8 protein-coding genes and 1 pseudogene are annotated in these 12,962 nt (G+C 43.9%); 1 reads left to right on the top strand and 8 read right to left on the bottom strand.

The window, feature by feature from the left end; all coding sequences use genetic code 11:
- Window positions 1–218 precede the first annotated feature (218 nt).
- The 6 genes and pseudogenes from IGI94_RS06585 to recQ form a co-directional block, all read right to left on the bottom strand.
- Window positions 219–2,363, bottom strand: a complete 2,145-nt coding sequence (locus IGI94_RS06585) for a glycoside hydrolase family 3 N-terminal domain-containing protein (RefSeq protein WP_438899561.1) — start codon at window positions 2,361–2,363, stop codon at window positions 219–221.
- A gap of 303 nt (window positions 2,364–2,666) precedes the next feature.
- Window positions 2,667–5,015 (bottom strand): annotated as a pseudogene (locus tag IGI94_RS06580) (lectin-like domain-containing protein).
- Between the two features lie 45 nt (window positions 5,016–5,060).
- Window positions 5,061–5,426, bottom strand: coding sequence for a hypothetical protein (locus IGI94_RS06575; RefSeq protein ID WP_008381556.1), 366 nt, complete (start codon window positions 5,424–5,426; stop codon window positions 5,061–5,063).
- Window positions 5,427–5,970: 544 nt separating this feature from the next.
- Complete coding sequence (locus IGI94_RS06570; RefSeq protein WP_005236546.1) at window positions 5,971–6,711, bottom strand: MurR/RpiR family transcriptional regulator; 741 nt, start codon at window positions 6,709–6,711, stop codon at window positions 5,971–5,973.
- A 57-nt stretch (window positions 6,712–6,768) separates the two neighbouring features.
- The gene (locus IGI94_RS06565; protein WP_005236549.1) at window positions 6,769–7,188 is read right to left on the bottom strand and encodes a GNAT family N-acetyltransferase; all 420 of its coding nucleotides are present in this window, start codon (window positions 7,186–7,188) and stop codon (window positions 6,769–6,771) included.
- Between the two features lie 57 nt (window positions 7,189–7,245).
- Window positions 7,246–9,012: a DNA helicase RecQ gene (recQ, locus tag IGI94_RS06560; protein ID WP_005236551.1), complete on the bottom strand. Its 1,767-nt coding sequence runs from the start codon at window positions 9,010–9,012 to the stop codon at window positions 7,246–7,248.
- Between the two features lie 118 nt (window positions 9,013–9,130).
- Here recQ and IGI94_RS06555 point away from each other — a divergent pair, with 118 nt between their 5' ends.
- A complete protein-coding gene (locus IGI94_RS06555; RefSeq protein ID WP_016613285.1) occupies window positions 9,131–10,246 on the top strand; it encodes an NAD(P)/FAD-dependent oxidoreductase in 1,116 nt (371 codons plus the stop codon).
- 93 nt (window positions 10,247–10,339) lie between these two features.
- On the opposite strand, the gene IGI94_RS06550 is transcribed toward IGI94_RS06555, so the two are convergent.
- Together IGI94_RS06550 and IGI94_RS06545 are read right to left on the bottom strand one after the other, a co-directional pair.
- On the bottom strand, window positions 10,340–11,350 hold the full coding sequence (locus tag IGI94_RS06550) for a plasmid pRiA4b ORF-3 family protein (protein WP_008381564.1): 1,011 nt from the start codon (window positions 11,348–11,350) through the stop codon (window positions 10,340–10,342).
- A 65-nt stretch (window positions 11,351–11,415) separates the two neighbouring features.
- Complete coding sequence (locus tag IGI94_RS06545; RefSeq protein WP_008381566.1) at window positions 11,416–12,960, bottom strand: zinc ABC transporter substrate-binding protein AdcA; 1,545 nt, start codon at window positions 12,958–12,960, stop codon at window positions 11,416–11,418.
- Between the last annotated feature and the right edge of the window lie 2 nt (window positions 12,961–12,962).

The following is a 12,962-nucleotide window of genomic DNA, read 5'->3' as shown; positions in this document are numbered from 1 at the left end:
TCTCCCCTCCTGAAGGATTCTTCCCAAAAATAAAAACGTTTTTATTTTTCTGAAAAAATCAACGACCACTCTAAGGTTGGCCATCCGATAAACCAACTATATATAAAAACGTTTTCACCCACAATGGTTCTAGGACTAGTTGGCGCATGTACCAGCACCTTGAAACCTGTGCCACTTTGGTACAAGTTGTACCCGAAAAAAAAAGCCTCGAAAGGCTTTTAAATCGTGAGCGTACCAATCAACTTCGCTGAGGCAGCAGCAAAGCCAAGGTATAAGGAAATCGTACCAGGATCACTTTCTGTCGAGAAATCGGAATGAACATAAGCAAAATCCTCTGGTGTAACATAGAATGAATGCTGCCTTTCTTCGGCTGCAGCAAGATGGATTTTTTGCCATTGTTTCAATTCCCTCATCGGTCGTGCTACTTCCGTAACATCGTCTCTGCTATAGAGTTGCAATGTCGTTGTATGCGGCACATCGCCCTCATTTTTCAGTGTGCAACTGATCTCAAATGGCGCACCCTTTTCCTGAGGAATAATGATTTGGGTGTGGGTAATCGTGCATTTACTATAGCCTATCCCCGAGCCAAAAGAAAACAACGGCTCATTTTTTTCATCCATATAGCGCGAAATATATTTTTGATCACTATTCTCTTCTGTCAGTGGCCGACCTGTAGAGAGTTGAGCATAAGTCAACGGCAACTGTCCTTCTGCCCTTGGAAAACTCATAGCTAAACGTCCTTGCGGTTCAGATTCGCCCATCAACAAATCTGCCAATGCATTACCGCCTTCTGATCCAGGGAACCAGGCAATCATGATTGCTTGACAAAGAGGCTCGATGGCGGTCAAAACCAGTGGTCTGCCACAGAAAAGAATCGTTGCGATCCTAGGATTGACCTGACTTACTGCTTCAATCAATGCTTCTTGCTTTCTTGATAAAGAAAGTTTGGTCAGACTTGCCGCTTCTCCCGCTTCCTCGCTGGTTTCCCCCAGAGCCAATAAAACGACCTCAGCTCCTTTAGCGACTTTACACGCCTCATCAAGAAAGGCGCTCGTCAACATTTCCCCATCAGGGTACGATAAGACAGTTAAGTCAATTTCTTTTTGAGAAAGACCTTCCGCTAAGGAGACCGCAGCCTCTGGTTTGCCGATCCACGACCAAGCCCCCAAAAGATCCTTTGAATCTGCTTTGGGACCGATCAGCGCGACCTTTTGTTTTTTCTGCAAAGGCAACAGTGCCTGGTTTTTCAGAAGAACCGTTGTTTGCTTTGCTGCTTCTCTTGAAAGAAGACGGGTTTCCTTTAAGAGTCTAGGCGTTAAGTTTTCCGGTGCTAACCCTCTATAAGGGTCTTCAAAAAGGCCTAGCTTGTTCTTTAAATGTAGCACATGAAAAACCGCCTTATTCAACTGCTCTTTCATAGCAGGATCTGCCTGAATGATTTGCTCTAGTGCGTTCAAATAGCAATCACTCATCATATCCATTTCGACACCTGCAGTAAAAGCTTTCTGTGCGGCTTCCTTTCGATCAGCAGCTACACGATGCGCCATCAATTCCGCCACCGCTGCCCAATCTGAGATGATCAAGCCATCAAACCCAAGCTTTTCTCGCAATACTTCCTGCAACAATGGTTGATTGGCTGTGGCCGGCACACCCTGGATCGTATTAAAAGAAGTCATGACCAATTCTGCACCAGCTTCAATCGCCGCCTGAAACGCGGGCAGATAATTTTGGTAGAGCTCCAGATCAGACAAATCGACAGTATGGTAATCCCGGCCGCCTTCTGCAGCGCCATAGCCGATAAAGTGTTTGACACAAGCAGCAATTCGCTGTTTATTTTCTGCAAGGGAAGCAGTTCCTTGATACCCTCGTACATAAGCAGCCGTCAACACCGCAGATAAGGTCGGATCTTCCCCATTACTTTCCAAGACCCTCCCCCAGCGCGCGTCTTTAACATGATCCGCCATCGGTGAAAACGTGACATGGACACCAGCTTCTGCCGCTTCTTTTGCTGAAGCTTTAGCAACCTCTTCCACTAACTGCGCATCAAAGGAAGATGCTAAGGCCAGTGGAATTGGGAAAATCGTTTCATACCCATGGATAACATCTGCCATAAAAACAAGAGGAATCTTTAAGCGACTTTTCTCAAGATAAGACGTTTGGATGGCATACACTTGTTCCGCAGTATGAGTGCCCAACACAGAACCAATCGAAAATAATTGGTCTTCACTCATGTGCCATTGTTGCATCGGACCGGTGATTTCTCCTCCTTGCGCAAAAAAATCTGGCGTCAGTTGGACCAACTGGCCCACTTTTTCAGCTACAGTCATTTGGTCAATCAGTTCTTTTAGTTTTACGGTTTCCACTATTATTCTCTCCAATCATTAGGCTCTCTTCTTTTGCTTATCGAACTTGCGGCATTTGCTCCTTCTTAGCAGAAGCAACATGTTGCCGATTCCTTTCATTCAGTATAATTAAAAACGTTTTCAAAAAAAGACGGTCTTCATACTTTGGTGCAACTCATGGCAAAAAGGAAAAATCTTCATCATGGTACAAGGTGTACCATGAATAATGGATAACACCAAATCCCCTGATACATCCGACATTGTGTCTTCTCCGATGCTAACAAAAAGAAGCTGCAATTCGCTGCAGCTTCTTTTTGTTTATTGTTAAGGAACAAATGAAAGTTCCCAAAGAATGGTTGCTGAATATCTCGTGGCTTGAGGAGTCGCACTAATTGGCACCTCAAGTTTGACACTTTGATCCATTGTTTCTCGATCGCCAAAGCGCTGGACCCAAGTGCCTCTGCCTTGGTTGGCACCTGCTTGTGCGATTATCTCCGCATTTCCAACAGTCAGTGCTGCTTGCTGTTTATGAGTAGGTGGCTCAGACACGTTTTCTCGAGTCGTTACTACATCGATATTGTCTAATAAAATTCTAGCACCAGTCAGTTGATGCCCTTCATCACTTTCAAAAGGCTCTCGTAAGGTTGCACGGAGGGTCCATCCAGAATTTTCCCGCCTCCGATCTGAAACCTGCACATAATTAGGCCGTAGATTATCATTTGGATCAGCCGGCTGAAGGAGTTTTTGCGGCAGGGCATCGTAGGTCGTCGTTTCTGACCGAATGCCAACTGTCCCAAACTGGAATTGGGAAACAAAATCCAAGCTGACAAACCCTTGTTCTGCATCAATCTCAGGCGGATTCTCAGGATTTACTTGCGTATCCGGATCAAGAGGGTCTACTGGTTACGGAGTACTTTCCAAACCATACACCAGCCAGTATTCTTGTTCATCTCGGGTGACTCTTGTTTCCAGCGGCTGACCGTCCCGCTCGTAAAGATATTGGTAATAAGGAATCTCCTCAGGAAGGATATCGACCGATTCATTTACGAATTCTCCTTGATAGGTTGGTTCCCTCAATGCTACCCCTTCTTCATCTATGTGATTGATCTTGATGTTCGATGGCACGCGATCAAATAAAAAAGTAACATTCTGATGGAAAGGCTGCGGCATAATATCAAATGTACCTGGGTCAAAGTGTTCTGTGTCAAACTCAACCCCATAATAGTCATACCCTAACTGATAGGGTTCATCGCTCTCTCGGTTCTTGGGGTCAAGGGTATGAAGGAAACGTAATGGTAGTTCTAATGTTTCAGTTGGTAGAATATCCACCCCTGTCTCTCGATCCAGATAGTTTACATGGACGGTTCCAGTACCAATGTGATATTCCATCCAATCAAAAGTAAAGGTATGGCGATCACTCCTTGCACCTGTACTTCCAGTAATAAGAAAAGCCATCGCAGAAACATCCTCAGGTTGCCAATCACTAATATCTCTACGCCATGTCCGATTGTCATAATCGACTTGAAACCATCTCCCATTTTCATCCGGCTGATATTGAATAAGTACATCCAAATCATGTCCCAAGCGATTTCCAGCTCTTTGCGGTAATGCATCATTGCCGGTATAGGTCGCCATCGTTCGCGGACCTGTATGATAGATGAATCCAGCGAATGGCGCACCGCCAACAGACATTGGATCTCTAATCACCTCAAATCGATTCGTGAATTCTTCAAAAACACTAGGTGTAGTGTTATAATTATTGTCCAATTTAAACCCAAAGCCATCGATCAAACCGCCAATACCAAACGCATTTCCTGGATACCCGACTTCATCTGTAGCCGAATTGTGAAAGCCAAAAGCAATGCCATCGGCTCCGTCTAATCTCGTTCCGATATTTGCTTTGCCTTTTAGCGTAAATGGACGATCCAAACTGAGCCTTTCTTTTAAAGTAACATTACCAACGTGATCTGATAGATTGGGCGTTAACAGCACTTCTCCTGTTTGCTCGTTATAAGTAGCATCGATAGGGTGTCCTTGCAAATCAAAATGATCTAAGAAATCTGCTCGCTCAATTCGAATTTTAGCTGTAGTATCACTTCTATCATCTACTTCTGCCTCTCTTCCTACTTCATCCGCAGCCTCATCTGCTTGATCTGCTTGATCTGCTTCCGCAGAGTCATTCTCTTCTTCCGTCGAATCAGTGTCTTCGGCCTCCGTATGATCTAAGATCAGCAGGCGCTGCGTAGCAGTCTCGGCAACGATGATCTCATATTCTCCGATCGTATCCACAAGAATCGGTAAGACAAAAGTCGTTTGTGGGGTCTCGCTGTTCAGCTGCCACACACCTTCGTGGTCTGTTGCTACCACCGTCATTTCATCGTTCAAAGCTTCCTGATCAATGATTATTTCCTGAGGCAACGCGATGTCCACCGTTTCGAGGGCAACTTCTGAGTAGAAAATAAAATCTATTACGTGCTCGACCTCGCCTTGGATCAGTTCCTCCGCAAAGGAGATTTCTCCACTCACTTCATCGTCGGCCCTCTCCTCGTGTTCTTCCTCTGGTGTCCACGAAAAAATCGTCTCGGCATTCATGATTGTTAATGTTGTAATCAGTGGGAGTAAGGCAAGTAGAACCAGCAACCACTTATTTTTTTTGCGAAAAAATGAGTTCATCGCATTCACTCCTAAATGTCATTTCTCTTATTTTCCCCATGGGATCTAGCCCCACTTAGGGAATGTTGATTTCCCTTTTTTGATAAGTTGTTTTACTACGTATATGTTAAGTGCGGTGATCAGCAAGAGACTTCCAAGAATCACCCAATCCAACCGTTGAATGAAGTTTGTCTGGGGCAGCTGCCCGCCGGGTTTACCCGTGTCTTGCGGTGGACGCGGAACAGGACCGGTTGGTGGAGATGGTTCTGGTTGATCCAAAGGCTCATAAATCCCGGTAAACCCCACTGTCCCCTCCGTTTCCGTTGAACGTCTCTCCTCGCCAAAACTCGTTCTTGTAAACCCGAAAGCGAACAATAAGACCAAACATACTTTCAAAGCCCTTCCTCTAATAGATGCACCGTTGATATCCATTCTCCCTCCTCCTTGTGAGTTGTTCATTTCGAAAACGATCGTTTTTGAGACGTGTTATTTTATTAAAGCCAATCTCTTTACAAAAGCCTAAATAGTACTGTTTATATGGAATTCATTCTATCTTGATCGTAGTCGTACTTGATATCTCAAAAACCATGGTTTTCAAACATGTCATACTAATTATATCGATGTTCTACTTAGAATAAAATTCACGATATTCCTCGATCGATGAATATCCTGCATGAAGTTAAAAAAAACATACGTTTCATTCATATGTTATTGTTGCAACTATTTTAGAAACTTGCCATCTCCCTTTTATACAACAAAAAGCTCAATGATCTTAAATTACGTTATTCCTTTAATCCTCGACACCTTGAATCGACGCTTCATGTCAGGCGTCCCTCTCATTTTCTATCAACAAGACTGAACCGTAATTAGCTTGCTAAAATGTAAAAAACAAACAGGTCCAAAAGTCATCAAAAGAAAAGTCTCTTGATCCATTAAACCTGTTTGTTTTTTTCATTTATTAAAGGAAAAATGTAGCTTATTCCCCTGCGGATAAAGAAAACTGACGAACCGTCTCCGACAACGCTTCGACTAAGAAAAGGCAAGGAATTTGCGTCGTCAAATCTTCATACTTGTTGATGCGTTTCACATCAACTGAATAGTCTAAGACATAATCGGACATTCGCCCCAGTGTGCTGTTGGCGTCACTGGTGATTGCTACAGTGGTGAAGTCAGGATTATTACGAAAGCCATTGACCACTTCAATGATCTCGGTGGTCGTTCCGGTGATTGAAAGGACCACGATCATATTGTCTGACGTATGCTTCAGCTTCGCAAAGATTGGATAGGTATTATCCACCAAAGCATAACTGTTAAATCCGATCGTGGCAAAACGGCGGGCAGCATATTCACACATTGAACCTGACGCACCGATGCCATAAAAAATAATATTCTCACATTCCAGCATTCGTTCAGCGATTCGCCGGATTTTTCCTTCGATGTCTCGCGGGAAGCGTTCCGGATCCAAAACGGTCATACTACTAAAAAAACTGACAGCATCTAACTCAGGTGCTTTGAACTGGGTACGAAATTCTGTAAAGCTCTCATACCCTAATTTACGGATAAAGCGCATAACAGAAGAAGCTGAGGTGTGGGATTCAAGCGCGATCTCACGGACCCGCATATAGGGAATCTTATCACTTTGGCTCGACATATAATGATAAATCGCACGATCGGTCTCTGATAACTCATTGAAATCGATTTTTCCAAAAAAAGACATAGTAAACGCTCCTATTTTCTCATTCTCCTATCAATGTACCACAAGCTAGCAAAAACATCACAACTGTTTGATAAGAAATAATTCCATCGGCTGTTCAAATCCAGGACTTGTCAAAAGTAACCCACCGGCATCTTGGTAACCAAGGTTGCGATAGAAATGCTGTGCCTGCTCGTCGACTTGCGTGGAAGTCAAACAAAGAGCATGGCCGGCTGCTTTTTGCTGTTGTTCCCAATAAGTAACCAACCGTTTCCCAAGTCCCTTGCCTTGATGCGCTTCTGCGATCACTAACATGGTACAAAAAGGAATCGTGTCCCAGAAAAAATTGTAGCGCAGTAACCCTACTGGCTGTTCATCTGCAACTATTACATAAGCAGTTTTTTCCATTATCTTTTTGGCGAAGACTTCCTTTGGTAAGTGAGTATCCAAAGAAAACCAAAACGCTTGATCTGCAGCTATTGCCGGTCGAATCGTAATCACTGATTTTTCGTCCCTTCCTGCTGTTTTTTTGTCTTATCGTAGAGAAAATGGTCTATTTTAATCACTTTCCGTCTTTTCGTATTCAGAAAGCAATGCTAAAAAGGCATCGCCATACTTATCCAATTTGTTTTGGCCAACCCCTTTGATCTGTAAAAAATCGATCGGCGTTTTTGGCTGAACTTCCGCCAATTCTCGCAGTGTTTTATCAGAAAAAACGACATACGGCGGCAAATTTTGTTCTTGTGCGAGATTCAATCGTAAGGTGCGCAGTTGATCGAACAGTTCATCATCAACCACTAACTGTTTGACTTTGGTTTGTTTTCTATAAACTTTTGCTTTTCCAAGCAACACATCAATCCCCGCATTGGTCACACTTAACAAAGGGTATTGCCCTTCTGACGGCAAAAGATACCCTGATGCTGTTAAATAATCGATCAGCTGATTGACTTCCTTTTGAGACCAATCTTTCATTAATCCATAAGTTGGTAACTTTTCAAAGCCCCACTGTTTGACTTTTTGGTCGCCAGAGCCCGTTAGCACTTTCCCCACCAAGGCTTTCCCGAAGCGTTCGCCCATTCGTTTCACACATGACAACACTTTTTGTGTATCCACTGTGATATCCACTTGTTCTCTTTCATCAAGGCAATTGCTGCAACGACCGCAATCGGGGCCATCTTCTCCAAAATAACGCAAAATATAGCGCTGTAAGCACAGTTGGGTATGTCCGTATTGGCTCATCTCCCGCAATTTCAAGTATTCGTTTTGGCGATAAAGAATATCTGATTCGGATTGATCGATAAAGAATTGCTGAATCTGCATGTCTTGTGGAGCATAAAGTAAGATCGCATCACTGGGTTCGCCGTCTCGTCCGGCACGCCCGGCTTCCTGATAATAAGACTCCAAATTTCCAGGTATCTGGGCATGGATCACGAAACGGACATTGCTTTTGTTGATTCCCATCCCGAATGCATTGGTCGCTACCATCACTTGCAGGCGGTCATAAAGAAATTCTTCTTGGAAAAATGAGCGCTCTTCTTCTGAAAGTCCGCCATGGTAATACCCGACGGACACGCGTTCATGTTTCAACAGGTGATAGATCCGTTCCACTTCCTTGCGGGTACTGGCGTAAATGATACCTGATTGTCCTTGGTTCATTTTCAAATACGTTGTGATGTAGGTATCTTTTTGATCCTTGACGACTTGAAAAGCCAAATTTTCCCGAGCAAACCCGGTTTTGACTTGATTTTCTGCCGGAATTGAAAGTAAGTTTTCGATGTCTTCGGCAACTTTGGGTGTAGCTGTCGCGGTAAGGGCAACGATCGTTGGCTTCTGCTCCCAGTTTTCGATCGTTTCGGCGAGTCGCAGATAGCTCGGGCGAAAATCATGTCCCCATTGGGAAATACAGTGGGCTTCATCAACGGCCAATAAAGCGATCGGCATCTGCCGCAATGAGTAGCGGAAAGATTCTGAGTCTAAGCGTTCTGGCGAAACATAAAGCAGTTTGATTCGCCCTTGGCGTGCTTCTTGCAAGCGTTGATTGATCTGTGCTCCTGTCAAGGAAGAATTGATATACGCTGCTGGGATCCCCATATCAACGAGGCTATCTACTTGGTCTTTCATTAATGAAATCAAAGGGGAGATGACCAAGGTCACTCCATCCAGCAAGAGCGCTGGCAATTGATAACAAATGGATTTCCCTCCACCTGTGGGCATGATTCCCAAAACATTTTGTTGTGTTAAAATAGATTGAATAATCGTCTCTTGACCTTCACGAAACTGTGAATAGCCAAAATGTTCTTTTAAGACTGTTTGAATAGTTTGCATAATACCCTCTTTTCCATTTCCTTATTATACGCAATTAAGTACGCAAAGAAAACGGCATTAAGAGAACTTTCGCTTTTTATTCGCTTTTCAATGAAATCAACCAAAGGAGTCTTCTACTATGAAAAAAGTTATGATTATCGGCGGTGGGATCATCGGTTTGACCCTCGCCAATTATCTTGATAAAACCAAATTTGACGTGACTGTCATTGATTCCCTCATCGGTCAAGCAACATCTGCCAGCGCTGGCATCATTTCCCCTTGGTTATCCAAACGCCGCAATAAAAAATGGTACCAGTTAGCACAAGACGGAGCCGCTTTCTTCCCGAAATTGGTACGGGATTTTGCTTTAGATGAATCCATCTATGCCCCATGTGGCACTTTAGTAGTGCGACCAGAAAAGGCGCTTCAAGAACTGGCAGAATTAGCTGAAAATCGACGTAAGGCGGCACCAGGAATCGGCGAAATCGACTTACTGACGGGCTCACAAACCAAAGAGGTATTGCCATTACTAAAAGAAATGCCCTCTTTACGAATCACAGGCGGTGGCCGCTTAGATGGTCAGGCTTATCTTGCCCACTTAAAAGCAAACGCTCAGCAGCAGCAAGTGACTTTTATTGAAGAAAAAGCTGAGATCGTCAGAACCGACAACCATTGGCAAATCAAAACCAAGGATCACTTTCTTGAGACCGAGATTCTTTGCCTGACAGCTGGACCGGGATTACTAGACTTGTTATCACCTTTAGGGTATCAGGTTGATATCCGTCCGCAAAAAGGCCAGTTGCTCTCTTTTGCCACCAACCTGCCGACAAACAGTTGGCCGGTCGCCATGCTAGAAGGCGAAGGCGACTTGATTCCCTTCTCTAATGGTCAAATTTTATTAGGCGCTACTCATGAAAATGATGCTGGTTGGGATTTGACACCTACTGAAGCAGCCCAACAGCAATTGATGACAGGAATCGGTGCTTTTCTTGAAGACCCCGAAGCACTCTTTGCTGCCCCAATGACTATGCGAGTCGGCACACGCGCTTACACCTCTGATTTTGCGCCTTTCTTTGGGGAAGTGCCTGATGAAACGAATTTGTTCGCCGCCAGCGGGCTAGGTTCTTCCGGTTTAACGACGGGACCTTACATCGGTTATCTTCTAGCAAATCGGATCAATGAGGTACATGCGCAACCAACAGACTTCTCGTGCTACACCAAACCGATGACAGAGTATATCAAGAAGCGCCTTTGATAGGAAACCACTAAAAAACCACCAGAACCGTTACGGTCTGGTGGTTTTGCTGTTTGATTCTTGTAAAATTACGGACAATTTCCTAACTACTAGTTAAACATATTCTCCTGTTTCCCAATAATCGAGTAAAACTTCATTGATGATCTCACGATCCAGTGGTTCACGGATATCATCATCAAAGGCATCTTCGATCGGGACATCGCCCACAGCTTTGATACAAACCGGGACGACCGGATTCGGATGATCCTCTGCTGTCAACACTTTTTCAATCTTGATCTTATGTGTCCAATCTGCCCCCATATCATAAATATAGGTCATGGACTTACAATACTGAAAATCTTGGTCAATAGCGGACGCATCCGTTGGAACGGAATTGCCTAAGCCGATCGATTTCGAGCCAGCAATAAACAAATACAAATGTTGATTCATCCACTCAAAGGCAATCTGGATCAAAATATGTAGCTGTTCATAGGTCAGCCCTGCAGGAATAATCAAACGACGCCAAATTGGCGGACGGTATCCTTCTAAATCAATACGGACCTGATAGGCGACCGGCGTATCTGCTGCGTCATCAAAGGCCGTATGTTTTGTTGGAAATGGGACGATTTTTGGCGAGATTGCAGCAATCCGTGGGTCATCAACGGGCAATAGATCATGTTCTTCGGGATCGGTGTCTTTAATCATTGCTAACATCGCTTCTTTCTTTTCAGCTGACCAAAACTGTGGTTTGGACATCCGAGCGAAAAAGATAGGTTGTTTTTCAGCCAATACAAAGGCAATTTCTAGGTATTGCGATTTGGTAATATGCTTTTCTTTATACATGCAGTAATAAAAGTCTTCAATGGCTGTTTTGGCAAACGGAAGAAAATTTAGACTGTACGGTACTTCTTGAGGCAGCATTTCAGTATATACCCATTCAACAAAGACTTTGTCTTTTAGTTTGGTCATGCCGCCATCTGTTTCCGCGCAAAAGATCAAGTAAAAAACAGGATCTAAGTAATGCTCAAGATCGTCGTCACTAACCACACTGGGTCCGCCATACAAATCAACGTGATCCATCATCCGGTCAATCACTTTCGCTAATTTCTTCAATGTTTTTTCCAAAAAAATCTCGCTCCTTCCTATCAAGTTTACTTTGACGAAAAGAGCGAGGATTGTCAATCTTTTTTTTAATGGGAGAGCATTTCCTGTGCAATTTCTAATCCGCTCATCCCCGTTGGGTAATAGGTCGGCCAATGCTCCATTTCCTCTAGTAACGCTTCATGACTCTCGTTGCCAAAGTAGATATGGAAATGATGTGAAGCACCTGGTGCGATCATATGGTCGCTAAATTGGATATATTTGAACGCCGCATCTTCATCGGTGCTTTCAAATAAGAAGCGTACGCCACGATTACCAGCTGAGTAGTTCAAAACCTCTTTGCCAGTATACACATACTTGGCTTCTTTCTCTGTACCATCATCAAAAATAAATGTCATTGTATTGTCTGTGATCTTGATCTGAGCAACATCCGTTTGATACCCTGTCGTATAATACTCTTTGTATTCGTCAGCTGTCATTTTCTTGTCCATTTTTGCTTTATAATCAAACACTTGATCCAATGTTCCGTCTTGTAAAAATGGGTAAACGGATTGCCAGTCTCCTGCCCAGTCAGATAAAGGACGGTCTTGTACATCGGCATCCTCAAAGTAGCCGTTATAAACTGTTTTTTCTTTTTCGGCTTCAGCCATTTCTTTGTCATTTGCTACATCGGTGGTTTTTCTCAAGGCATCGCGGTTTTGCTCCATAATTGAAATGTAGTCTTCCCCGTTATCCATCTGCTCTTGGGTCAAGCCTTCTAATGGGTTCAAAACAGCTAATTCGACTCCTGCTTCTGACGCTAACGTCCGGGCAATGCTGTCTTTGGCATTTTCTTCAAAATAGATCGTCTGAATGCCTGTTTCTTGAACGAACTCTTTTAGTTCTGCGATCCGTGAAGCGGAAGGCTCTTCACTTGGTGAAAGACCGGAGATCGGAACTTGGGTCAATCCGTATTCTAAAGCTAAATAACCAAAAGCGGCGTGCTGCGTTACAAAATGATTTTGCGCCGGATTGCTAAATGCTTCTTCATACGATTCATGAAGATCTTGTAATTGTGCTAAATAATTTGCCGCATTTTCAGCAAAGGCTGTCGCTTTCGCTGGATAAGCCTCACTCAGCTGGTCACGGATCGCCTCTACTTGTTTCATGGCTAAGCTTGGGGCTAACCAGACATGGGGATCTAATTCATGAGAATGACCATCATCGCCGTGGTCATGATCGTGATCGTGGTCGTGGTCATCGTCACCGGGTAACAGGACCATTCCTTCTGTGGCTTTAACCACTGTCACATCCCCGTCATTTAACGTGGCTTCAATCGAAGGAACCCACATTTCCATGTTCTCGTTGTTGTAAACAAAAACATCCGCATCTTGGATCTTTGCCATATCCTTTGCAGAAGGTTCATAATCGTGGGAATCAGTGCCTGCGGGCATCAATAATTCAACCTCCCCTTCATCCCCTACAACTTGACGAGCAAAATCATACATCGGATAAAACGTAGCCATGACCTGGATTTGTTCATTATCAGAAGCAGCGTTGCCTGATTGTTCAGTTGCATCAGAGCCTCCTTGTCCACAGGCCGCCAAAGCTAGGGCTACTGTTGATAACATCGTTATTTTAAAAAACTTCTTCATTT

It is taken from the genome of Enterococcus sp. AZ149 (assembly GCF_051714285.1).
GTDB classification, from domain to species: Bacteria; Bacillota; Bacilli; order Lactobacillales; family Enterococcaceae; genus Enterococcus_D; species Enterococcus_D entomosocium.
Note: the sequence above shows the minus strand (reverse complement) of the source record. Positions and strands in the feature narration are given on the sequence as shown.

Excerpts from the sequence above, each read along its gene's own strand:
- IGI94_RS06545 (WP_008381566.1), bottom strand. The coding sequence starts at position 12,960 with ATGAAGAAGTTTTTTAAAATAACGATGTTATCAACAGTAGCCCTAGCT.
- IGI94_RS06575 (WP_008381556.1), bottom strand. The coding sequence starts at position 5,426 with ATGGATATCAACGGTGCATCTATTAGAGGAAGGGCTTTGAAAGTATGT.
- IGI94_RS06570 (WP_005236546.1), bottom strand. The coding sequence starts at position 6,711 with ATGTCTTTTTTTGGAAAAATCGATTTCAATGAGTTATCAGAGACCGAT.
- IGI94_RS06555 (WP_016613285.1), top strand. The coding sequence starts at position 9,131 with ATGAAAAAAGTTATGATTATCGGCGGTGGGATCATCGGTTTGACCCTC.
- recQ (WP_005236551.1), bottom strand. The coding sequence starts at position 9,012 with ATGCAAACTATTCAAACAGTCTTAAAAGAACATTTTGGCTATTCACAG.